Below are 21,887 nucleotides of genomic sequence, written 5' to 3' on the forward strand. Positions count from 1 at the left end.
TTATGGCTCGCAGCATGAGCTCTATTTTTCTGAAAACCGCCCGCAAAATTGCGCGCCAGCAGAGCAACGCGCTGATCAGGGCCACGCGGTCCAATATGAAACTGGCCGCTTCGGCCTTCAACCACAACCCGCTGTTTCCCCCCTCGCCTGCCGCCGTGTTGCGCCCGGCAAAGAAACCCGTGCCACCGCCGTTTCGTCATGGTTCCTGGACAGAACGGCTATTTAAGGTGCCTGCAACCGTCTCTGTATTTTTTCAGCGACTGAGCTATTTTCTTTACGTGCCGCCATCCCATGACATGAAAGGCAGTGCCATGCTGGTCATGCTCCATGGCTGCAAACAGACCGCTACCGAATTCGCGCAGGGTACGCGAATGAACCAGCATGCAGCCAAATCGGGCATGGTCGTTGTGTATCCACAGCAATCACGCCAGCGTCAGACCTTGCGGTGCTGGCGCTGGTATTTGCCCGAGCCGCAGCATGGCTATGCCGAGGCCGATGCAATTGCCGCGCTGGTGCGCAATTTGATACAGCGCCACAAACTGGACAAGACACGGATCTACCTGGCAGGCATGTCGGCCGGCGCCGGCATGGGCAGCCTGCTTGCCTTGCGCCATCCTCAGCTGTTTGCCGCGGTGGCCCTGCATTCCGGGCCTGTCATGGGCAATGCAAGCAGCTTATCCAGCGGTTTGCAGACCATGCGGCGCGGCACATTGAACGATCCGCTAACAGCGCTCAAGGCCGCCAGCGAAACCCTCACTGCCACCCACGACTTCCTTCCCGCATTGATTCTGCAAGGCCAGCTCGATCGGGTGGTATCGGCCAACAATGGCGAGCAACTGGCACGTCAGTTTGCCTGGCTCAACGGCTTTGATGACGAGGCACAGCCTATAGAAAAGCCAGTGGGTGAACAGACCTCGCGCGAATACACGCAGTTTGATTTCAAACGCGCCCGCAAGAGCATTGTTCGTTTCTGCCAGATCAGAAAAGTGGGACATGCATGGAGCGGTGGCGACAGCCGCCTGGACTTCAACACCTCGGATGGTCCGAATGCTTCAAGCCTGATCATGCAATTTTTCCGGATGCATCAACGCGGCGACAAAGCATCCTAGGGAACAAATCGGCGGACCGGACCGACCACCGCGGCCTGGCCGATGTTGCCCTGAAGGTGGCTTTTAATATGCCCTTGAGTATGTGCGCCGCTGGATGAGGCGAGGTCACGAGCTGGCGCTCCGTACCTGTTTGCAAAAAGACAGCCCCTTGGGTTCAACCCACCTGCCCGGCGTGCCGGCAAACATCAGGAAGGCTACGTCAGGAACACATGAAAGCGAGCCTGCATGCTGTTGTTGGCAAGTGTGACCAGTTCCTCGTCGCTCAACCCGAGCGCTTCTGCAACCGCTACATAGTTATCCAGCAGATAGCCGCCAAAGTAAGCGGGATCATCTGAATTGATCGTCACACACAGCCCCTGATCCAACAGGCGCTTCAGATTATGCTCGCGCATATCGTTGACTACTTTGAGTTTCAGGTTCGACAAGGGGCAGACGGTAAGCGGTATTTTCCTGGCTGCCAGCGTTTGCAACAAGACCGGATCTTCTTCGCTGCGCACGCCGTGGTCAATGCGAATCACGTTCAGCCGATCCAGTGCGTTGCTCACATAAGCAGCCGGCCCTTCTTCGCCTGCATGAGCAACCAGATAAAAGCCTAGTTGACGGCAACGCGCATACACCCGTTCGAATTTTTCCGGCGGATTGCCCTGCTCGCCCGAATCCAGGCCGATTCCCAGCCACACATCGCTGTATTCTTCGCGCAACGGCAAAGCCTGCTCCAGCGTATCAAAGGCCGCTTGCTCGGACAGATGCCGCAGAAAACTCATGATAAGGCAAGAAGTGATGCCCCACGTTTGCTGGCCTTCGCGCAGCGCTCTCGCAATACCAGCAAACACGGTTGCTATTGGCACGCCACGCTCGGTATGAGTCTGCGGATCGAACATGATTTCTGTATGAACCACGCCCTCCTGCGCTATTCGCGCAAGATAAGCCATGGTCATGTCATAGAAATCGGCTTGCGTGATCAGCACGGCAGCACCGGCGTAGTACAGGTCCAGAAACGATTGCAGGTCGGTGAACTGGTATGCGTCGCGCAGTGCCTGTATGGATGGATACGGCAAGGTTACTGCGTTGCGCTGCGCAAGCCGGAAAATCAATTCGGGCTCCAGTGTGCCTTCAATATGCACATGTAATTCAGCCTTGGGCAGCTTGCGGATAAATTCTAAACGTTCGGCGTTCATCAGGGAATGTCTATTGGGTTCGGATGGCAACAGCGCGCCAGATTGCGCTTGTGATAAGGCGTTATTGTAGCGCGAGCCAGCCGCGCCCGCTCTTTCAGGAGGTCATGCCCACGGCAGACATAATGCCGCGCAGCAGGTAAGCCGCCAGCAGCAATGCCACGGTTCCGGCCAGCCATAAACCGACGAACCATAGCCAGCGGCTGCGTTTGCCGGGCGTGCCGGTGCCAGTGCGTTTGATTTCCCGCTGTGTCATATCGCCCGACTCCAAATGTAATATGCGTCTGTCGCTGCCAGTGTGACGAAAGACGCGGGCAGTCCACTACCTGTCTGCCCGCTGGTCACACCTCTAGTGATATCCCGCATCTGCCGTCACTTTGCCACGGAACACATAATAGGCCCAGGCCGTGTACATGAGAATGAATGGAATAATGAAGAGTGCGCCGACCAGCGCGAACCCCTGGCTTTCAGGCGGACCGGCAGCGTCCCAAATGGATATGTCAGGTGGAATGATATTGGGCCACACGCTGATACCCAGTCCGCTATACCCCAAAAACACCATGCACAGGGTAAAAATAAACGGTTCTGCATGCGGATTATGATTCAGGCTGCGTATCAAGCCCCAGCCGACCAGGACCACCAGAATGGGTACCGGTGCAAACCAGAACAGGTTGGGCAAGGTAAACCAGCGCTCGTAAATAAGCGTATTGCTCATCGGCGTCCAGATACTCAGAATACCGATGATAACCAGCAACACCAGGGTCAGCGGCCTGGCCAGCTCAATCATCCGTTGTTGCAACGGCCCGTCTGTCTTGAGGACAAGCCACGTGCAGCCCAGCAACGCATAGGCAATAATCAGGCCAATGCCGGTAAACACGGAAAACGGCGTGAGCCAGTCCAGCGCCCCGCCGACATAGGCGCGATTCACAACTGTGATGCCATCGATATAGGCCCCCAGGGTCACGCCCTGGAAAAAAGTGGCTAGCACAGACCCACCGATGAAAGCAGCGTCCCACCAGCGGCGACGCGCATCGCTGGCCCGAAAGCGGAACTCAAACGCCACCCCGCGGAAAATCAGCGCAAGCAGCATCAGGATCAGCGGCATGGCAAACGCACTCAGAATCACGGCATAAGCCAGCGGGAAGGCGGCCATCAGGCCGGCTCCACCCAACACCAGCCAGGTCTCGTTACCATCCCAGACCGGGGCGACCGTGTTCATCATCACATCACGGTCTTCGCGGCGAGGCATAAGCGGAAACAGAATCCCGATGCCCAGATCAAAGCCGTCCATAATCACATACATCATGATTCCGAAAAGGATAATCACGGCCCACAAGAGCGAAATATCAATTCCCATGACGGTCTCCCGGTGTTGGTGTACGTGACTCTTCATCGGCATCGGTCGCTGCCGACAACGGCCTTGCCGGTGTACGCCCCTCTCCCGGTCCTCCGCCTTCGATTTCCAGATGCGGGGTGGGTTGCGGTCCCTGAGCCATAATGTGCAGCATATAGACAATCCCCGCACCGAACAGCACGAAGTACACCACGATAAACAAGATCAGCGTAATACCCAGTTCCAGCGGGCTATGCGGCGTGACAGCATCGGCCGTGCGCATGACGTTATAGACAACCCAGGGCTGGCGTCCTATTTCGGTCGTGTACCAGCCCGCCAGTATGGCGATCAGGCCGCTCAATCCCATACAGACCGAAAAACGATGCAGCATCGGGCTGTCGTACAGCCTGTCTTTCCAGCGCGCATACACTGCCCATACGCCAAGCAGCAGCATCAGCATGCCAAGCCCCACCATGATCCTGAATGTCCAGAACACGATCGTGGAGTTGGGCCGGTCTTCGGGCGCGAATTCCTTGAGTGCCGGAATTTTGCCATCCAGGCTGTGCGTCAGGATCAGACTGCCCAGACGCGGCACTTCAACTTTGAAGCGCGTCTCTTCCCGCTCCATATCGGGCCAGCCAAACAGCACCAATGGCACGCCCTCGCCATCCGGCCCGTTTTCCCAATGCCCTTCCATCGCCGCCAGTTTAGCCGGCTGGTGTTCAAGCGTATTCAGACCATGCAAATCGCCAACCAGAATTTGAATCGGTGCAACCACAAGCAGCATCCACATCGCCATGGAATACATCTTCTTGACTGCGGGCTGCACATTCCGCCGCAGCATGTGCCAGGCAGCAACCGCCCCCACGATCAATGCAGTCGCAAGAAATGCCGCAATAACCATGTGGATCAAGCGATAGGGGAAAGAGGGATTGAAAATGACGGCAAACCAGTCAACAGGCACCACACGGCTGTCGATGATCTCGTATCCCTGCGGAGTCTGCATCCAGCTGTTGGATGCCAGAATCCAGGTGGCGGAAATGAGCGTGCCGATTGCAACAAGAATGGTGGAGCACCAATGCAGCTTTGGCCCCACCCTGTGCCAGCCAAACATCATCACACCCAGAAAGCCCGCTTCAAGAAAGAAGGCAGTCAATACTTCGTAGGTAAGTAACGGTCCGGTCACGCCTCCGGCAAAATCGGAAAAGTAACTCCAGTTGGTACCGAACTGGTAAGCCATCACCAGGCCGGACACCACGCCCATGCCGAAGTTGATCGCGAACACGCGCAACCAGAAGTGGTACAGGTCGCGATAAACGGTATTGGCTGTTTTGAGCCATAGGCCTTCGAGCACCGCCATATAACTGGCCAGCCCGATCGTAATGGCAGGGAAAATAATATGAAAAGAGATCGTGAACCCGAACTGTATTCGGGCCAGAGTCAGAGTGTCCAGCTCCATTTGCTGCTCCTGGAGGATTGAAACATACGCACACGGCATGGACCTCTGCTGTCATGGAACCTTTCGCCAGTAACCAGCGAGCCCACATTTGTACTGCATCATATTACAGTTGCGTTATTGTACTTTGCTTTGCAGCCGAACTGAACAAGCCCCGCAATATATAGGACAATATGCCATAGCGCAACGAGTCTGAAATACAACGTGCAGGCATCTGACTATCGACAGGATCGAACCTGCCCCGCAATAGCCTGCGCCAGCACCGCATTGCCGGCAGGCCCGGGATGCAGATGGTCGCCCGAGTCGTAGCGCGCGTCCAGTTTTGTGGCCTCGTGCCGATCCTGCAGCAACTGGTCGGCATCGACTACCGCATCAAAAACACCGACATCACGTATCCATGCGTTAACGGCCAGGCGCAGTCGGTTCTTTTGGTCACTGTAGTAATTGTCCAGCGGCGTGCCGGCCAATGCACCGCGAAACGGGGCAAGCGTCACACCAATAACGCGCAACCCCTTGCTTTTGGCGAGCGCCGCCAACTTGCGATATCCCGCCTGCAATGAGCTTAAAGCAGGCATATGCTGGGTCGGCGCAAAAGCGGTCCCGGGCCAGCTGATGTCATTAATGCCAATAAAGAGCACCAGTGTGGTCACGCCCGGCGCATCAAAAACGTCGTGTGAAATACGCGCCATTGCATGCTCTCCCATTTTGTCGCCAAGCAGACGTGCGCCCGAAATGCCGGCATTGATCACGCCGATCCCGGCAGAACGCAACGTGTCGGCCATATAGTCGGTCACACGCGTGTTGGAGTCGATCGGCACACCGTTGCCATCCGTAATGGAGTCGCCCAGCACAGCCACGGCACAGGCCGGCGATGCATTTTCAGTGTCGATGCGGGTCAGAAAAACCCGGGCCTGCGTGTGGTGCAGGACCTGATCTGCAACCGAGAGCGGGCTTTGCGTCTGGTTCCCCTTGCGAAACACAGCCTGCTGGCGACCATCCCAGTGAAAAGTCTCCAATGCCGTTTTCGCTTTCACATAGTGGGCGATTTGCAGCTGCTGCAGATCCGCTACCGGCATATCCAGCGGATCAGATATAGCCTGCTGGCCCGGGGCAATGGTTACTGCGGCCCCGCCGCTGAAAGTGGCCGTTTTGGGGGCATCGGTCAATCCGGCGCTCCCGATCTTGCGCCTGACCGTGGTCTGCTCCACGACCAGCGGTGCCGTACCGTAGCGATTGGAGATCACCAGACGCAGGCGCTTGCCACCACGACTGATCATCACGTTGTGGGTAAATGTCGCATCCTGTATCGCTTGCGGGATGCCGGTGGGAAAAGCAAAATCCTTTGCCCAGACCGGTTGCGGGCTCGCCTGCCAGCTTGCTACCCATTGCTGGGCCTGGGCGGTAAAGGCAATCATGCTCAAAAAGCCCGCCAGCAGTATATAGCGTGTTGATTTCAAAGATATCTCCTGTGTATAAACGATGAGTGCAATGGGTAAGGTGCAATAGGTAACGTTGCTTTGACAACCGTGATTTCTTGCCTGCATGCAGTATGCGGCGGCGATGCTTTACAATCCAGACACCAGCAATCACAACATTTGTGAATCAAATTCATATGTCATCTGCACCCAAGGGCAACAAGCTTGTCGAAATGGAATTGTTTGTGGCCACCATCGAGTCGGGCAGTTTCTCGCTGGCCGCCCGCCACTTCTGCATGAGCCCTTCGGCGGTATCCAAGGCGGTTGCCAGGCTGGAGGCGCGTCTGCGGGTGACGCTGCTGAACCGTTCCACGCGCAAGCTATCGCTTACGCCTGCCGGCGAATCATTTTTTTACCGCAGCAAGTGCCTGCTCTCGGAGCTGGATGACATTGAAGCGGGCATGACGCAGGATGCCCTGCCCTCGGGTCCGCTGCGCATCAACACCAACGTGCCTTTCGGTGAAATAATCCTGTTGCCGCTGGTGCCTTTATTTCAAACGCAATTTCCAGACATCACGCTGAATATTGATCTGACAGACGACATAGTCGATATGTACGACGCGCGCGTGGACGTTGCCATTCGCGCCGGCCAGTTGAAGGACTCCGATCTTTACGCACGCAAACTGGGGCAATCGCCCCGGGTTATCGTTGCAGCTCCCGCCTATCTGCAACAGCATGGCACGCCACAGCAACCCGAAGACTTGACCCGATATCACAAGCTCGATTTAAACCTGTCGCGTTCGTTTCGCGGATGGCGCATGGAAAAAGACGGCCAGGCGCTGCAGGTCAGCATAGATGCGCAAATCAAGGTCAACAACGGAATCTCACTTAAGCATCTGGCCATGCAAGGGGCGGGGTTGGCGCGGCTGACCCGGTTCATGGTAGACAAAGAGTTGCAAAGTGGTGCCCTGGTCCAGGTGCTGGATCAGTACAACAGCCAGGAGCTGGAGTCGTTCTACGCGGTCTTCATGGGTAAGCGCGACCTGATGCCACGCCGGGTCGCCGTTTTTCTGGACTTTCTGAGCGAACATACCGTTCTGCGCTAGAGGCAGCAACATCCCTGCCGCGCGCTGCCATAGCCAAACCGGCAATTCGTGAATTCTGCGCACAAATCATTTGCCGCAGACAGGCTGTTTCCCCAGGTTCGGGCAGGCAATAATAAGCCTGCTTTCATCTACCTATCGGAAATTATCATGCCTATTGCTGTTTATGCATTAATGGCCGGCGCTTTTGGAATCGGCGTAACCGAGTTTGTGATCATGGGCTTGTTGCTTGAAGTAGGCAACGACCTGATGATCCCTGTCCAGACTGCCGGCACTTTGATATCAGGCTACGCGCTTGGTGTTGTAGTGGGTGCGCCCATCTTTACCATCGCCACGGGACGACTGCCCCACAAAACCACATTGCTGGTTCTGATGGTCATTTTCATTCTGGGTAACGCGGCCTGTGCCCTTGCACCCAATTACTGGTTCCTGTTGTTCGCCCGGGTGCTCACTTCCTTTGCCCATGGCACGTTTTTCGGCGTCGGCTCGGTTGTCGCAACCCGACTGGTAGCCAAGGACAAACAGGCCTCGGCCATCGCTGTCATGTTTACCGGGTTGACTGCCGCCAATATTCTGGGTGTGCCGTTCGGCACGTTTCTGGGTCAGATGTATGGATGGCGCGCCACGTTCTGGGCCGTCACACTCATTGGCATTCTGTCATTCTTTGTCATTCGTCATTTTGTTCCGGCCGGTACCCGGGCGCAGGGCTCCGATCACAACTGGCGCGCCAGCGTGCGCAGCCTGGCCAATGGCGGCGTGATTGCGGGCTTGATGACAACCGTGTTTGGATTTGCCGGTGTGTTTGCCGTGTTTACGTATATCGCCCCATTGCTCACGCAAATCAGCGGCTTTGATAAAACAGCACTCTCGCCTATTCTCGTTGTGTTTGGCGTCGGGCTGGTCATAGGCAATCTGCTGGGCGGCAGATTTGCAGACAAGTATCTCAAAACCACCGTGATCGTGAGCCTGCTTGCCCTGTCTACGGTGCTCCTGCTCATGCCCTGGGCCTTCCAGAATCAGATTGCTGCCGTGATTGCAGTCGGGCTGTTTGGGGTAGCGGCTTTCAGCACCGTTGCACCATTGCAAATGTGGGTATTGGGAAAAATTACCAATGCCGACCAGAGTCTGGTCTCCAGCCTGAACATTGCCGCCTTCAACCTGGGCAATGCGCTGGGCGCATGGGCCGGCGGCATGGTCATTGCCCAGGACGGGGGCCTGCCATGGATTCCCTATGTGGCGGCATTGATGCCGATCGCCAGCCTGCTGATTGCAGTGGTCGCCATACGCAGGGAAAGAGCGCCGGCCATACCGGTTGCCTGCGCCAGCTGAACAGTCTCGGCTACTGAGGGATGACCAATCGGCGACGACCGATCATCCTTACAGCCGCAGGCAAGCTGCATCCCGTTGCATTTTTCAAGTGTCGGACAACCCTGCAATGATGTGCTCCGTTGTCTCTCGCAGCCATCGATTCAATTGCGAATGCTCGTTCTTCTCGCTCCATACCATCACCATGTTCGCCTGCCTGAGGATCTCGGGCAGGCGAATTTGCGTCAGATCGTAATATTGCTGATACTTGCTGGCGATGCGCTTTGGCATGGTAGTCGCATAGTCTGTTTCCAGCAAAAAATGTGGGGCCAGCCCGAAATTTGATACATAGGCAGTAAAGGGCATCTCACAGTCAATATCGTTGAGCGCCCGGGTAAAGTTTGTCTGCCTGCCATACATATGGGAGAACGCCAGCCATTTGACTTGCGCAAGATCGGCCAAGGTCAATTGGTCACGCAGGGCCAGTGGGTGGGCTGACGAGACCACACAAACCCGCTCATCCTCAAATAGCGTTTTGTGTCGAAACCGGGCACCCGGCGTCTGGAACAATCCGATCGCCAGATCCATGCTGTCTGAATCCAGATCGTCTGGCACAAAATCGCCGTGTACGGGCTGAAAGCGGACCGTGAGGCCCGGCGCTGCCTTCTGCAGGGCCAGGGTCAATGGGGCGGCCAGCAGTAACTCAATATGGGCAGCAGCGCCAACACTGATCACACCGGTAAGAGACGCCGGGCTAAACGGCTGCCCGCTGCCTGCGGCGATTTCCAGTGCGGTCAGGGCCTGATGTGATACACGATACAGATCGATTGCGCGCTCGGTCGGGACCAGCCGTTTTTTTACCACCACGAACAGCGGGTCATCCAGCAGCGCGCGCAAGCGGGCCAATTCGCGACTGACGGCGGGCTGGCTTTTGTGTAGTCTGAGCGCCGACTCGGTCACGCTCAGTGTCTGCATCAGCGAATCGAATGTGAGCAAAAGGCTCAAATTGAGGCGACGCAAAGCCGGGAACGGATTTTTCAGATGTGATGGGTAATTATCCATATCGTTTTTGATATGTAAATCATGATAATAAATCATTATATAAATAATACCGGGATTGTTAGAATGATTCCGGCAATAAGCCCTGAACACTGCCCGATGCATCAGCCTGACTAGGCCGCTTGCGGCCCCGTTCGCCTCCGAGCCCCGCAACAGGGGCATCTGCTGTCCAATTTGAACGATCACAAAGGAACCAGACATGAGACCCATTACAGGCAAAAATGCCATCACAATTGCAACTGCACTTGTTGCCTCGGCGCTTGCCGTCAATCAGGCCAGGGCTGAATCATTTCCTGAGCGCACCATTACCATCATCGTCCCCTTCCCTGCGGGAGGTACGCCCGACATTCTTGCCCGCATCATGGGCGAGAAAGCGTCAGCACAACTAAAACAGACCATTGTCGTGGAAAATAAGGCAGGCGCCGGCGGATCTATAGGTATACAGGCAGCGGCCCGATCAAAAAACGACGGATACACACTTGTGATGTGCGCCTATGGCTGTGCGGTTGCACCCTCTCTGTATAAACCGGCGCCTTATAATATCGAAACGCAATTTGCGCCCGTCGTTATGGTCGGCACCGTTCCCAGCGTGCTGGTAACCAATCCGAAAAACATACCCGCAAAAACCGTGCAGGATTTCGTCAGCTATGCCAAGGCGCATCCCGGAAAAATCAATGCAGCATCATCGGGCATTGGCGGCTCTGCCCATATTGGCATTGAGATGCTCAAGCGCGAGGCCGGTATCCAGATCGCGCACATCCCCTATAAGGGAGCCGGTCAGGTCGCCGGCGACCTGTTGGGCGGCCAGGTCGACATGTACTTCGACAACCTGCCTGCCTCACTGGCAAGCATCAAGGCGGGCCGCCTGAATGCGCTTGCGGTGGCCAGCAAGGAACGCTCTGCTGCGATTCCCGACGTGCCTACCTTTGCCCAGGCGGGTTATCCAAATATGCTGATTACGCCCTGGTTTGGCCTGCTCGCGCCTGCCGGCACGCCACCGGAAAACATAAGCAAGTTGAATGCCGCCTTCAATGCCGCATTCAAAGATTCTGAAATCCAGAAGAAATTCACCGACCTGGGTGTCGATATTGCCGGCGGAACTTCGCAGGCCCTTGCCGACTTCATCACATCTGAAACCAGCAAGATTGCCACGCTGATCAAAGAAAACAATATCACGGCCAAATAGGCCTGCCGCTATCCAAATGCAAGGTGCCCATGAGCATGACAAAGAGAGATACATGAGCCAAGAGTCGCAAAACACCGCAATCGGCCTCAGAGATATGGGTTCGTTTCATATAGGCGGGCGCGCTGTGCAACTGCACGATCAGCCGGAATATGAACGCGTCATGAGCGCTGGCGGCGAACCGGTCCGCATCAATCTGAATGGTACGTATGCGATTGAACAAATGTACGTGCAGTACTTTCTTGCTGAGAAGCCCAACGGCAAGGGCCCGCTAGTATTCTGGCATGGCGGCGGCATGACCGGTGCGGCGTGGGAAACCACGCCGGATGGGCGCCAGGGCTGGGTGAATTATTTCATTCGCCATGGTTGGGATGTTTATGTGTGCGATGCCGTGGAGCGCGGCCGCTCGGGGTTTGCCCCCTGGCCGCAAATTTGGCCTGACAAGCCGGTCTGCCAGACAGTCAATGACGTCTACAGCAGGTTCCGTATCGGAGATCGGGCCGACAGTTATGATCGCGATCCGACACGACGAACGGCTTACCCCAATACACGCTTTCCACTGCACGCCTTTGACCAGTTTGCAAAACAGATGGTCCCGCGCTGGACCCATACCAACGAAGCCATCCTGTCTGCCTTTGAAGCACTGCTGCATCAGCTTGGGGCCGCCAGCATTGTGTGCCACTCCCAGGCCGGGCCGCTTGCCTTGCAACTTGCCGCCAGGCATCCGGACCTGGTCCGGACATTGGTGGCCATCGAGCCGGCCGGCATACCCGATATCACACGCGCAGACTACCGCACGCCCACGTTGATGGTGCTTGGCGACAACATGGATACCGACAGCAGATGGCAGCGGCTCAAGGAAAAAATCCTGACATTTTGCAGTGCCGTCCCCGGCACAACGGTGCTGTCCTTGCCCGAGATCGGGATCAGGGGCAATTCACATGTCATGATGATGGATTACAACAATCAGGACATCGCACAACTTGTCCACGGCTGGCTGGGCCGGCGGATCAGCAAATAAAACCGCCCGGTGGCGGGCGGCGTCTGCTCTTGCTGCGTCGTGTTCAGGCCGAACAAATATGCATGGCATTGTCTGTCGGCCTGCTGACGGGTGCCTTCGGCCGCAGGCGTTTAGAGCAAGCGGCGCAGCGATTCAAAGAACAGCGTAGACTGCAGCCGTTCCTGCTGTATCTGGCTGGCCGCCAGTGCTGCCTTGTGTTCCTCCACCTGCTTTAACGGCAAGCCCGATGAATGCGCCAGCACTTCCACGCGCGCAGCACGCTCCAGATAGTACAAATCATCGTACGCATAAGCGACGCTTTCGCCACAGACTATCGGTCCATGATTTGTCAAAAACGCAACATCGGCGCCATTCATGGCATGTGCAATGCGCTCGCCCTCTGCGTGATCCAGCGCCAGACCGTTATAGGTACGATCCACAGCGATACGGTTGTAGAACCGCATGGCATTTTGCGATAGCAGCGGATCCAGCCCGCCATTCTCGGTCAATGTTAGTGCGGTCGCATAAGGCATATGCGTATGCAGCACGCATTTTTTGCGCGCAATCCGATGTACGGCAGCGTGAATAAACAATGCAGTGGGTTCAATTTCATGTTTGCCCCACAATTTGTTGCCATCGGCATCAACCATGACTATATCCTCGGCCTGTATCTCGGACCACTGGAAGCCGCGCGGATTTAGCAGAAACCAGTCGGCACAGGCGGGCACCTCGGCGCTAAAGTGATTGCACACGCCCTCCGAAAGGTCATGAAAGGCAGCCGCCCGCAAGGCCAGCGCCAGGTCCTGGCGCAACCGGGTTGTCTCCTCCGAGTGATATACGGCTTCATATTGATTCTGGATGGTGTCCATCCCGCTCTCCCTGATGATGTTATTTTGCCAAACGTCAAATACCCCGCCTGCGAATGAAATACAATCATTCACGCAGTATCGCCCACATTAACCAGGCGCGAGGACCGTATGCTTAGTCTAGTGCCAATTGGCTCATTTGTGTTAATTTCGATCTGCTCAGCGATTTGCCACATACTCACAGGGTCTCGCCATGAAAATCACACTGCACTATATATATGATCCCCTTTGCGGCTGGTGTTATGCCGCCGAGCCCCTGCTTGAACGCGTTCTTGCTTCTCCCCTGCGCGAGCAGATTGCATTTGAAATGCATGCAGGCGGGCTGTTCCAGCGCATGACGCTGCCACAAAGCAAACGGGCACAGATCGGCCAGGCCGACGCGCGTATCGGAAGCATGACCGGCCAGATTTTTGGCCAGCCCTATCTGAACGGATTGCTCGCCCGCGACGATACCGTTTATGACTCGCTGCCGCCCATCGCGGCCATCCTGGCGGCAGGCGCAATCTCTGCGGGCAGTGAACCGGCCATGTTGCAGGCCATCCAACATGCACACTATCGTGAAGGCCGCGCCGTCGTCCAGGAAGATGTGCTGGCAGATCTGGCGCAGTCGCTGCAGATTGACCGCGCGTTATTTATCAGGACTTATCACGACATACTGAATGACAATATCCAGGCGCATCTGGACAGCACGCTCACGCTGATGCATTATGCCGGCGCACAAGGCTTCCCGGCCTTTGTAATTCAAAAAGACGATGTCCTGGAAAAACTGCAGCACGAGCGCTACTATGGCGACGCGGCCGGGTTTACTGCACTGGTCGAAGACAAAATCGGCCTTGATCAAGGTGAGCGCGCTTGACCATGATTTCTACCTATTTATATCTGGCCGGCGCGATCGTCATGGAAGTGATTGCCACCTCCTTTCTTAAATCGTCCGAGAGCTTCACACGGCTTGTTCCTTCAATCATCACCATTGTGGGATACGCCGCTGCGTTTTACTTTTTGTCGCTCAGCTTACGGACGATGCCTACCGGCATTGCGTATGCAATATGGTCGGGGGTCGGTATCGTGCTCATCTCCCTGATCAGCTGGATCTGGTTCGGGCAATCTCTTGATGGCGCAGCACTGCTGGGCATCGGCCTGATCATTGCCGGTGTCATTGTCATCAATGTATTTTCCGGCAGCGTCTCGCATTAAGGGTGTGAAGAGGGTTTTTCCTACAGTTATTGGAACTGAGCGGCACCGATGATCCATTCCGGCATCATTTGTGCCATCTGGTCAACCAACTGTCATTTTTGAGGATTATGCTGGTGCCTTTACCCGACGACAGGAACCTTCATGCCACTTACTCCCGAAGACATTCAATCGCTGTACGAGCAATATGGCGCCTCTTTGTACGACGGCGAGGCGGTCACGCAACTGGAACATGCCCTGCAAGCGGCCTGTCTTGCCGAGGCTGAGAATGCCCCGGACTCGCTGGTTGCTGCGGCCCTGTTGCATGATCTGGGCCACATTCTGGAAGCACGCAATCAGGAACGTGATAATGCGTTCCCGGGCGTAGACCATCGCCATCAATTGGCCGCCGTACCCTTTTTGCAGCCGGGATTTCCGGACGCGGTTATCGAACCGGTCAAGATGCACGTCGATGCCAAGCGCTGCCTGTGCGCCATTGATCCAGACTATTTCGGGACGCTATCACCCGCTTCAGTGCACAGCCTGGGTTTGCAGGGCGGCCCGTTCAGCCAGGTCCAGGTTGAACAATTCCAGCAACGCCCTCACGCCCAGGACGCGCTGCGTCTGCGCCGCTGGGACGATCTGGCCAAGGTGCCGCAACGCACAACGCCCGATCTTGCGCATTTCATGCGCTACGTGAAAAAGGTGTACCAGCCTGATGCTATCTCCCTCACGACGTAACGCCCACTGCGCTGGCCGTCCTGACCAGCGACAGCGCTAGTGCCTCTGCTGCCGTCCGCTGCTCTTCGCTTTGCAATTGACCAGCGTCATCAAATGCGTTGGCGGCAAAGGGGATGGTCATGACGGACGGCAATACCAACATGCCCAATCCTGACAACACCGTGCGCAAATGCAGCAGACCCAGCCTGGTTCCGGACGGGCCTGTGGTTGCGCCACCAATGGCTGCGACCTTGCCAATATAAGGCAATTTGCCAGGCTCGTCGCCGTCTGCGCGCGATACCCAGTCCAGCGTATTTTTCAGCAAAGCCGAGATGGAGGAATTTTCTTCCGGAGAGGCGAAGAACACGCCATGATGCGACTTGAACAGCGCTCGCAGTTGACGCGCAGATTCAGGCAAACCAAACTGCGCTTCGTCATCGCCATGATAGATGGCCATCGGGTAGTCAGCCAGACTGATCAATGTTGCAGCGCCCCCGGCCTGGTCTACCACCCGCGCCATATGACGGGCCAGACGGGTATTGTAGGACTGTCGTCGAGTGCTGCCCGGGAGCAGCAGAATGCGTGGCTTGTCGTTGAGCGGTTTGTCGCTCTCGATTGGCGTCATTGCATATTCCCTGAATGTCACGATGACATTTATCATAACAAAACCAGCTGTCGGTCAGTTTGATTGGCTATGACGCTTGACCTTGTCCCAGGCAAAAAAGCGCCACCGGCTTGTGTGCAGCAGGCAAGGTCAGTTGCCTGGCTAGCGCCTCATCATCTATACCCATCACCAGCACGCCGCCCAGATTTTCGGCCTGCGCTGCCAGATAAAGATTCTGTGCCACGGCGCCAGTCTCTACATCGACATAGCGGGCACCGCGCAAGCCATCGGGCTGCTGGTCAGAAAAATGGCGCAATGCCAGGTCATGGTCTGCACTAATGACGATTACAACAGGCGCGGTCTCGAGCCATTCATCATCGGCAAGGGAAACCGACAGCAAACTGCCCGAAACAGGCACATGGGCCAGCCGGTCAAGACGGTTGCGTTGCGGGTCAAACACATAGCTGCCCGCCTCTACTGCCCGTACCCTGCGCACCAGAACCGTCAAGCCTAGCGGATACAAGGCATGAGCCGATGGCGCACCCCGCTTGCCGTCAACGCTGTTGATCCCCTGTGCGCAGGTCAGGATCCGCATGAGCGCGAGTTCGTCAATCGGCGCGTCGGTAAACTGCCGGACAGAGCGGCGACGCGCAATCAATGAATACAATAGGTCGCGCTCCTGTTCTGTTGTCATCACCGCCATGCAAATACTCCTGTCAAGTACCAAAGATGGATTCAGTGTAGCAATAAGCAGTCCGGCCCAGAAACGCTGACGCATCTGGAGCATGTATCGGTATGTAAAGCACGTTGATCAGTCACGGGCGCGCACAATGGCCAGTGCCTGCATGGCCGCTTTCTGAGCGGATCAGCGGCACAACGCGGAGGCCGGGCATGTAGTCGTTGCGCTGATATTGACCTGCAAAGGGCCTTGCCAAAACTGGACAACGTGTGCGAGAAACAGGTCGCCTGCACGATTTCAGTCTGCTTTCAGCTTGATTCCTTATAATAGTTAGGTAGCTAACTAATTGAACATCATAACTCATTTCCTCAATTCCTATTTTCCATGACTACCAAATCCAATCAGCCGTCAGACGCCACCCGCATGGCTATGAGCCAGGGCTTGCTGCATATGGCACGCGCCTATCGCAGCGCGGCCGATCAATTGCTTGCCGAACTTGGCATGTCCCAGGCCACAGCGTGGCCGATTGTGACCATCCGACGGCTAGGGGAAGGCGTCAGGCAAAAGGATATCGCCGAAGAGCTTGGCATTGAAGCCCCCTCTCTGGTTCGCCTGCTCGATCAGCTTGAGGCCAGCGGCCTGGCCGTACGCAAACTCGACCCAGAAGACGGACGCAGCAAAACGCTGTATCTGACCGATGCGGGCAGACGTATTGCAAATGAAATTGATGAGCGCCTGCTTGGCTTTCGGCGCATGGTCTTCAATGGTGTGTCAAAAGAAGATGCCGATGCCTTTTTGCGTGTGCTCGATACCATCAGGAATAGCACCTGTGCAACTGGCCGCTCTTCCGGTAAGCACTCAGGTAATCACAAATGAAACTGTTTACCCGCGACGAGACGCTGTTTTCATTCAAATGTTATATAAGCGCCATGTTGGCGCTTTATATTTCATACAGCATCGGCCTGCGCAACCCTTTCTGGGCGATGATGACCGCCTATGTCGTCACGACCCAGCCGTGGGCGGGCAGCATCCGCTCCAAGGCCCTGTACAGACTGGCTGGCACGATACTGGGTTCGGCCGCTGCGATTGCCATTATTCCGAACCTGAATCAAAGCCCGCTGCTCACCACTCTGGCCATGTCATTGTGGGTAGGCGGCTGTCTGTATATTTCGCTGCTGGATCGCACGCCCCGCTCCTATGTGTTCATGCTGGCCGGATACACTGCCGCACTTATTGGATTCCCCGCGGTCGACGATCCGATAGGCCTCTTTGACAAAGGCATTTCCCGCGTTGAGGAGATCAGCCTGGGTATCATGTGTGCCGCACTGGTTCACACGCTTGTGCTACCGCGCAGTATTGCACCCGTGGTAATGAGCGGACTGGACCAGACCCTGGCAGATGCTCGCACCTGGATTGTATCTACGCTGGGTTGCGCCGCCCCCGAAGAAGACCGGCAAAATCGTCGCAAGCTGGCCAATGACATTACGCAACTGCGTCTGACCGCTTCGCATATCCCGTTCGACACCAGTAATATCCGCTGGTCTTCACATCTGTTGCGCGCGCTGCTGAACCGAATCATCAGCCTGACGCCGGTCATTTCCTCTGTGGAAGACAGGATCAATGCATTACAACTGGCCGGACGGCCATTACCACCTGCAACGCACGAGGTAATGAAGCACATCAGCGACTGGATAGCCTCGGGCAAGCAGGCCAACGCCGAACAGCTCAAATCGATGCATAGCGCAATTGACACGATCACGCCTGCTATTGAACCCGATATGAAATGGCATACGCTGTTGTCTGCCAGCCTGGCTACACGCCTGCACGAACTGGTCAACACCTACGCCAAATGTCTTCAGATGCGAAATGATCTGGACACAGGCATTCAGAACGCCAGTGACGAGGCCAGCGCCAACCGTCGTAAACCCGACCTGCATATTGATCGCGGCATTGCGCTGCAATCGGCACTGGCTGCCGCAATCGCCATTGGCATTTGCTGTGTCTTCTGGATTATCACGGCATGGCCACAGGGTGGCACCGCAGCCATGATGGCGGCCGTTTTCAGCAGCTTTTTCTCGACACTGGATAATCCGGCTGCGCCCATGCGTGTGTTCCTGCGCTATACGATTTACTCCATTCCCATTTCCGCTTTCTATCTGCTGGTTGCACTGCCATCCGTGCACACATTTGAAATGCTGGCAATGGTTATTTTTCCAGTGGTCTTCGTACTGTCGGCGCTGGCCATACGCCCTGCCTACGCGCTCAAGGCAATGGCTTTGCTATTTGGCGTACTGGGAACGTTCGCACTGATGGATGTCAACCAGGCAACCCTGGATATCTATTTGAACAGCATCACCGGACAACTGGCTGGCACTGCCGTGGCCGCGCTGGTTGCGACCCTGTTTCGCACAATCAGTGCCGAACGCGCCGTCATTCGCATTCAAAACGCCAATCGGCAGGATCTGGCCACTCTGGCCTCAACACGACGGGTGCTGAGCACGCCACACCTGACTTCGCGCATGCTCGACCGCGTTGGCCTGCTGCAAACCCGCCTGCCTGCCGAGAATCGTACAGCACAGCAGGAAACACCCGATCCACTGCTGGCCTTGCGGGTGGGCAATGATATTGCCGTACTACAAAGCGCGTTGCAATCTCTGCCGCGCGCCGGCCAATCGGTACGCCGGTTGCTCGATAACCTGGCTGCCTTTTTTCGCAAGCCAAGGCAAGCGCCGGATCACGAACTGCTGCAGCAACTGGACGATGCGCTGACAAATGTATTGCTGGCGCCGGCGATCGGCCCGTCACATCACCGCGCCGTTGTTGCCATGGTGGGGCTGCGTCGTGGCCTGTTCCCACAAACGGCGCCTTACCCAATCACTGCAAATATCCAGGAGGCCAGAACATGATCGGAGAAATTGACGTACAGGGCCTTTATATACCGTGGCTGCTGGTACTGGCCCTTGTCACATTTGTGATCGCCAAGGCAGTAAGCACACTGCTCTCTCGCCTGGGGTTTTATCGCCTGGTGTGGCACCCCGCTCTGTTTGACCTGGGGCTGTACGTAATGCTGCTTTTCGCAGTACAGCGTACTTTTCCTTCTCTTTTGAAATTGCTAATGGTTTGACAAATGAAATTACCCACTTCCCGACCGCTGGCCGCCATCGGCCGGTTCCTGCTTACCATGTTTGTTCTGGCACTGGCTGTTTGGGCCGGCTGGCTGCTCTGGCTACACTACGAGGTGGAACCGTGGACGCGCGACGGCCGGGTCAAGGCCAACGTTGTTCAGGTTGCTCCTGATGTCTCGGGCCTGGTCATGAATGTGGCCGTGCATGACAACCAGGACGTCAAGGCGGGAGACTTACTCTTCGAGATCGACCGTGCGCGCTATCGACTGGCTTACGATCAGGCTCAGGCAGTGGTCCAGGCCAATACTGCTGCCCAGGAACAGGCGCAGCGTGACGTAAAACGCAACCGTTCACTGGGAAAACTGGTGGCCGCCGAAATGGTTGAACAAAGCCGCATGCATCTGCATCAGGCACAGGCGGCGCTGGCACAAGCAAAAGTACAACTGGCCAGCGCTGAACTGAACCTGTCTCGCAGCCGCGTGTATGCCGTCACCGATGGCCGGATCACCAATCTGAGCTTGCGCGTCGGCGACTACGTCAACGTCGGCAAACCGGTACTGGCTCTTATTGACAGCGCATCGTTCTATGTAGAAGGCTATTTCGAGGAAGGCAAGCTAGGCAACATTCATATCAATGATCCGGCCACCATCACGTTGATGGGCAACAGCACCGTCATCAAGGGACATGTGCAAAGCATTGCATTGGGTATTGCCGATCGCGAACGCAGCGTCGGCAGCGACCTGCTGCCCAACGTCAACCCCACCTTTAACTGGATCCGGCTGGCGCAGCGCGTACCCGTACGCGTTGCCATTGACGACAAGGATGCAGACATGCTGCTGGTCGCAGGGCAGACGGCAACCGTAAATATCGAGCAAACAAGCCGGGATCATCCATGAGCAATCTCGCGCAACGCCATCACAAGCAATACAACCCTGACAAGGCTGACCGTATGCGCCTGCGCTTGCTTTGAACGCAATCACAGACGCAAACGCAACCCCATCGCGCAAGACCCTTTTTTTTGAAAATCTGATGATGAATTTCCGCTTATCAACCCTCGCCTTTTTGTCCCTGCTGGTGACCGGATGTACCGTTGTGGGCCCCGACTACAAGACGCCGGACAATGCCGTCATACAGCGCCCCTCTGCTCAGAGCGCATTTGTTGGCGCGCGTGCGGGAAGCGTCTATTCTGATGCCCCCTTGCCTGCGCACTGGTGGCGACTCAATCATGATCCGGTCCTGGATCAACTGGTGGGCAAAGCCCTGACAGCCAATGCCGACCTGCGTGCGGCCCAGGCAAATCTGACCCGCGCGCGCGCCGCCGTTGCTGGCGCCCAGGCGCAGCAATCGCCTGTCATCGACGTCAGTGCGTCGGCCAAGTATGGCCACAGCTCCGGGCTGCAGCAACTGCAGCCGGACCTGCGGCCACCCGAGCGCTGGTCATACAGCAGCGGCCTTAATATTGCCTATCAGGCAGACCTGTTCGGACAAATTCATCGTGCAATAGAAGCCTCGCAGCAGGATGCACAAGCGGCAGCTGCAGCCTACGAGGCCACGCGCGTGACAGTCGCTGCCGAAACAGCCAGGGCCTACGCCACGATCTGTGCTGCCGGCATGCAACTGGCTTCGGCGAAAAAATCAGTGCGTATACAACAGGAATCGAGCGATATCGCAAGACAATTGTGGCAGGCAGGACGTGGAACGCAACTGGATGTCACCCGCGCACGCGGTCTGGTTCAGCAGTTGAGCGCCGGCATCCCGACCCTGCAAGCGCAACAACAGGTTGCCTTGTTCCGGTTGGCGACCCTGACTGGCCAGACGCCGTCCTCCATGCCGGCATCACTATTGAAATGCGCCACGCCGCCACGGTTTACCGGCTCGATTCCGGTTGGCAATGGCAAACAGCTATTGCGCCGCCGACCCGATATCCGGGCAGCCGAACGCAAGCTGGCAGCTGCCACCGCAAGAATCGGCGTTGCCATCGGCCAGCTGTATCCGACCATCACACTGGGCCTGGCCAGCGCATCGGCCGGCCCCATGAGCATGCTCGGTGACAAAAGCACCACGAGTCTGAGTATCGGCCCGCTGATATCCTGGACACTGCCCAATACCGGCGCAGCCCAGGCCGCGATCGCCCAGGCCAGGGCAACGGCAGATGCCGAATACGCCCATTTTGATGCGACAGTACTCAATGCCTTGCAGGAAACCGAGAGTGCGCTGGTCACTTATGCCCGCCAACTGGAACGCCACGCCACGCTCAAAGCGGCACGCAATACAGCAGCACAGGCGGCAAGTCAGGCATCGGTCTTGTACCAGGCAGGCAAAACGGATTACCTGCCGGTGCTGGATGCGCAGCGCACCCTGGCCAGTGCCGACAGCGCGCTGGCTACATCACTGGCGCAGTTGGCCGATATGCAGGTGGATGTATTTCTGGCATTGGGCGGCGGCTGGGAATAAGCAAAAGGCGTACTTGTTAGGCAGCGCATAGGGTTTGCATCACGCTTGTATTACGCAGGCAAAAGCCTGGGCGCTTGTTTGCCTTTCTGGCAATGCCAGGCCTGCGTCTACATAGCGGCACGACGGTGCCT

22 protein-coding genes are annotated in these 21,887 nt (G+C 56.5%); 13 read left to right on the top strand and 9 right to left on the bottom strand.

All coding sequences use genetic code 11. The annotated features are described in order from the left end of the window. Positions 1-14: 14 nt before the first annotated feature. Complete coding sequence (locus tag EV681_RS20710) at positions 15-1,109, top strand: extracellular catalytic domain type 1 short-chain-length polyhydroxyalkanoate depolymerase (protein WP_165393162.1); 1,095 nt, start codon at positions 15-17, stop codon at positions 1,107-1,109. Between the two features lie 194 nt (positions 1,110-1,303). Here the strand turns inward: EV681_RS20710 and EV681_RS20715 are convergent, their stop codons facing one another. The 5 genes from EV681_RS20715 to EV681_RS20735 form a co-directional block, all read right to left on the bottom strand. Continuing rightward, positions 1,304-2,287: an adenosine deaminase gene (locus tag EV681_RS20715; RefSeq protein ID WP_130305120.1), complete on the bottom strand. Its 984-nt coding sequence runs from the start codon at positions 2,285-2,287 to the stop codon at positions 1,304-1,306. Positions 2,288-2,381: 94 nt separating this feature from the next. Next, a complete protein-coding gene (locus EV681_RS20720; protein WP_128396405.1) occupies positions 2,382-2,540 on the bottom strand; it encodes a DUF2474 family protein in 159 nt (52 codons plus the stop codon). A gap of 93 nt (positions 2,541-2,633) precedes the next feature. Next, positions 2,634-3,641, bottom strand: coding sequence for a cytochrome d ubiquinol oxidase subunit II (cydB, locus tag EV681_RS20725; protein WP_128396406.1), 1,008 nt, complete (start codon positions 3,639-3,641; stop codon positions 2,634-2,636). Further along, complete coding sequence (locus EV681_RS20730; RefSeq protein WP_128396407.1) at positions 3,631-5,076, bottom strand: cytochrome ubiquinol oxidase subunit I; 1,446 nt, start codon at positions 5,074-5,076, stop codon at positions 3,631-3,633. The genes cydB and EV681_RS20730 overlap by 11 nt, the downstream gene beginning before the upstream one ends. A 215-nt stretch (positions 5,077-5,291) precedes the next feature. After that, positions 5,292-6,530 carry a GDSL-type esterase/lipase family protein gene (locus tag EV681_RS20735; RefSeq protein WP_242612342.1) on the bottom strand — a complete coding sequence of 413 codons (1,239 nt, stop codon included), beginning with the start codon at positions 6,528-6,530 and terminating at the stop codon, positions 5,292-5,294. 155 nt (positions 6,531-6,685) lie between these two features. Between EV681_RS20735 and EV681_RS20740 the strand changes: the two genes are divergently transcribed. Together EV681_RS20740 and EV681_RS20745 are read left to right on the top strand one after the other, a co-directional pair. Further along, on the top strand, positions 6,686-7,594 hold the full coding sequence (locus EV681_RS20740) for a LysR family transcriptional regulator (RefSeq protein ID WP_165393163.1): 909 nt from the start codon (positions 6,686-6,688) through the stop codon (positions 7,592-7,594). 147 nt (positions 7,595-7,741) lie between these two features. After that, positions 7,742-8,920: an MFS transporter gene (locus EV681_RS20745; protein WP_128396409.1), complete on the top strand. Its 1,179-nt coding sequence runs from the start codon at positions 7,742-7,744 to the stop codon at positions 8,918-8,920. 84 nt (positions 8,921-9,004) lie between these two features. On the opposite strand, the gene EV681_RS20750 is transcribed toward EV681_RS20745, so the two are convergent. Further along, positions 9,005-9,958, bottom strand: coding sequence for a LysR substrate-binding domain-containing protein (locus EV681_RS20750; RefSeq protein ID WP_130305122.1), 954 nt, complete (start codon positions 9,956-9,958; stop codon positions 9,005-9,007). A 196-nt stretch (positions 9,959-10,154) separates the two neighbouring features. Between EV681_RS20750 and EV681_RS20755 the strand changes: the two genes are divergently transcribed. Further along, entirely contained in the window at positions 10,155-11,141 is a 987-nt protein-coding gene (locus EV681_RS20755; protein ID WP_130305123.1) for a Bug family tripartite tricarboxylate transporter substrate binding protein, read from the top strand. Positions 11,142-11,193: 52 nt separating this feature from the next. Further along, positions 11,194-12,159 (top strand): alpha/beta hydrolase, encoded by a 966-nt coding sequence (locus EV681_RS20760; protein WP_130305124.1) that lies wholly within the window; start codon positions 11,194-11,196, stop codon positions 12,157-12,159. A 110-nt stretch (positions 12,160-12,269) separates the two neighbouring features. Here the strand turns inward: EV681_RS20760 and EV681_RS20765 are convergent, their stop codons facing one another. Continuing rightward, the gene (locus tag EV681_RS20765) at positions 12,270-13,007 is read right to left on the bottom strand and encodes an aldolase (protein ID WP_128396413.1); all 738 of its coding nucleotides are present in this window, start codon (positions 13,005-13,007) and stop codon (positions 12,270-12,272) included. A 190-nt stretch (positions 13,008-13,197) separates the two neighbouring features. On the opposite strand from EV681_RS20765, the gene EV681_RS20770 reads away from it, so the two are divergent. The 3 genes from EV681_RS20770 to EV681_RS20780 all read left to right on the top strand — a co-directional run bounded on the left by EV681_RS20770 (position 13,198) and on the right by EV681_RS20780 (position 14,915). Continuing rightward, a complete protein-coding gene (locus tag EV681_RS20770) occupies positions 13,198-13,860 on the top strand; it encodes a DsbA family protein (protein ID WP_130305125.1) in 663 nt (220 codons plus the stop codon). A 5-nt stretch (positions 13,861-13,865) separates the two neighbouring features. Continuing rightward, positions 13,866-14,198 (top strand): SMR family transporter, encoded by a 333-nt coding sequence (locus EV681_RS20775; RefSeq protein WP_207227130.1) that lies wholly within the window; start codon positions 13,866-13,868, stop codon positions 14,196-14,198. Between the two features lie 141 nt (positions 14,199-14,339). Further along, positions 14,340-14,915 (top strand): phosphonate degradation HD-domain oxygenase, encoded by a 576-nt coding sequence (locus tag EV681_RS20780; protein WP_130305126.1) that lies wholly within the window; start codon positions 14,340-14,342, stop codon positions 14,913-14,915. Here EV681_RS20780 and EV681_RS20785 read toward each other — a convergent pair. Both EV681_RS20785 and EV681_RS20790 read right to left on the bottom strand, forming a co-directional pair. After that, positions 14,905-15,555, bottom strand: coding sequence for an NADPH-dependent FMN reductase (locus EV681_RS20785; RefSeq protein WP_130305127.1), 651 nt, complete (start codon positions 15,553-15,555; stop codon positions 14,905-14,907). The genes EV681_RS20780 and EV681_RS20785 overlap by 11 nt on opposite strands. A gap of 31 nt (positions 15,556-15,586) precedes the next feature. Then, the gene (locus EV681_RS20790; RefSeq protein ID WP_130305128.1) at positions 15,587-16,201 is read right to left on the bottom strand and encodes a nitroreductase family protein; all 615 of its coding nucleotides are present in this window, start codon (positions 16,199-16,201) and stop codon (positions 15,587-15,589) included. Between the two features lie 360 nt (positions 16,202-16,561). Here EV681_RS20790 and EV681_RS20795 point away from each other — a divergent pair, with 360 nt between their 5' ends. The 5 genes from EV681_RS20795 to EV681_RS20815 all read left to right on the top strand — a co-directional run bounded on the left by EV681_RS20795 (position 16,562) and on the right by EV681_RS20815 (position 21,756). Continuing rightward, positions 16,562-17,053 (top strand): MarR family winged helix-turn-helix transcriptional regulator, encoded by a 492-nt coding sequence (locus tag EV681_RS20795; protein WP_321196699.1) that lies wholly within the window; start codon positions 16,562-16,564, stop codon positions 17,051-17,053. Continuing rightward, positions 17,050-19,083 (top strand): FUSC family protein, encoded by a 2,034-nt coding sequence (locus tag EV681_RS20800; protein WP_128396418.1) that lies wholly within the window; start codon positions 17,050-17,052, stop codon positions 19,081-19,083. Before EV681_RS20795 ends, EV681_RS20800 begins: the two co-directional genes overlap by 4 nt. Continuing rightward, positions 19,080-19,301: a DUF1656 domain-containing protein gene (locus EV681_RS20805; RefSeq protein WP_128396419.1), complete on the top strand. Its 222-nt coding sequence runs from the start codon at positions 19,080-19,082 to the stop codon at positions 19,299-19,301. Before EV681_RS20800 ends, EV681_RS20805 begins: the two co-directional genes overlap by 4 nt. A gap of 3 nt (positions 19,302-19,304) precedes the next feature. Further along, positions 19,305-20,198: an efflux RND transporter periplasmic adaptor subunit gene (locus EV681_RS20810; RefSeq protein ID WP_128396420.1), complete on the top strand. Its 894-nt coding sequence runs from the start codon at positions 19,305-19,307 to the stop codon at positions 20,196-20,198. A 136-nt stretch (positions 20,199-20,334) separates the two neighbouring features. Continuing rightward, entirely contained in the window at positions 20,335-21,756 is a 1,422-nt protein-coding gene (locus tag EV681_RS20815) for an efflux transporter outer membrane subunit (RefSeq protein ID WP_130305244.1), read from the top strand. Positions 21,757-21,887 lie beyond the last annotated feature (131 nt).

This window comes from Advenella incenata (genome assembly GCF_004217095.1).
Taxonomy (GTDB): Bacteria; Pseudomonadota; Gammaproteobacteria; order Burkholderiales; family Burkholderiaceae_B; genus Advenella; species Advenella incenata.

What these genes read in the sequence shown, in the direction of transcription:
- EV681_RS20710 (WP_165393162.1), top strand. Translation starts at nt 15, where the DNA reads ATGAGCTCTATTTTTCTGAAAACCGCCCGCAAAATTGCGCGCCAGCAG.
- EV681_RS20715 (WP_130305120.1), bottom strand. Translation starts at nt 2,287, where the DNA reads ATGAACGCCGAACGTTTAGAATTTATCCGCAAGCTGCCCAAGGCTGAA.
- EV681_RS20720 (WP_128396405.1), bottom strand. Translation starts at nt 2,540, where the DNA reads ATGACACAGCGGGAAATCAAACGCACTGGCACCGGCACGCCCGGCAAA.
- cydB (WP_128396406.1), bottom strand. Translation starts at nt 3,641, where the DNA reads ATGGGAATTGATATTTCGCTCTTGTGGGCCGTGATTATCCTTTTCGGA.
- EV681_RS20730 (WP_128396407.1), bottom strand. Translation starts at nt 5,076, where the DNA reads ATGGAGCTGGACACTCTGACTCTGGCCCGAATACAGTTCGGGTTCACG.
- EV681_RS20740 (WP_165393163.1), top strand. Translation starts at nt 6,686, where the DNA reads ATGTCATCTGCACCCAAGGGCAACAAGCTTGTCGAAATGGAATTGTTT.
- EV681_RS20745 (WP_128396409.1), top strand. Translation starts at nt 7,742, where the DNA reads ATGCCTATTGCTGTTTATGCATTAATGGCCGGCGCTTTTGGAATCGGC.
- EV681_RS20750 (WP_130305122.1), bottom strand. Translation starts at nt 9,958, where the DNA reads ATGGATAATTACCCATCACATCTGAAAAATCCGTTCCCGGCTTTGCGT.
- EV681_RS20755 (WP_130305123.1), top strand. Translation starts at nt 10,155, where the DNA reads ATGAGACCCATTACAGGCAAAAATGCCATCACAATTGCAACTGCACTT.
- EV681_RS20760 (WP_130305124.1), top strand. Translation starts at nt 11,194, where the DNA reads ATGAGCCAAGAGTCGCAAAACACCGCAATCGGCCTCAGAGATATGGGT.
- EV681_RS20765 (WP_128396413.1), bottom strand. Translation starts at nt 13,007, where the DNA reads ATGGACACCATCCAGAATCAATATGAAGCCGTATATCACTCGGAGGAG.
- EV681_RS20770 (WP_130305125.1), top strand. Translation starts at nt 13,198, where the DNA reads ATGAAAATCACACTGCACTATATATATGATCCCCTTTGCGGCTGGTGT.
- EV681_RS20780 (WP_130305126.1), top strand. Translation starts at nt 14,340, where the DNA reads ATGCCACTTACTCCCGAAGACATTCAATCGCTGTACGAGCAATATGGC.
- EV681_RS20785 (WP_130305127.1), bottom strand. Translation starts at nt 15,555, where the DNA reads ATGATAAATGTCATCGTGACATTCAGGGAATATGCAATGACGCCAATC.
- EV681_RS20790 (WP_130305128.1), bottom strand. Translation starts at nt 16,201, where the DNA reads ATGGCGGTGATGACAACAGAACAGGAGCGCGACCTATTGTATTCATTG.
- EV681_RS20795 (WP_321196699.1), top strand. Translation starts at nt 16,562, where the DNA reads ATGACTACCAAATCCAATCAGCCGTCAGACGCCACCCGCATGGCTATG.
- EV681_RS20800 (WP_128396418.1), top strand. Translation starts at nt 17,050, where the DNA reads ATGAAACTGTTTACCCGCGACGAGACGCTGTTTTCATTCAAATGTTAT.
- EV681_RS20805 (WP_128396419.1), top strand. Translation starts at nt 19,080, where the DNA reads ATGATCGGAGAAATTGACGTACAGGGCCTTTATATACCGTGGCTGCTG.
- EV681_RS20810 (WP_128396420.1), top strand. Translation starts at nt 19,305, where the DNA reads ATGAAATTACCCACTTCCCGACCGCTGGCCGCCATCGGCCGGTTCCTG.
- EV681_RS20815 (WP_130305244.1), top strand. Translation starts at nt 20,335, where the DNA reads ATGAATTTCCGCTTATCAACCCTCGCCTTTTTGTCCCTGCTGGTGACC.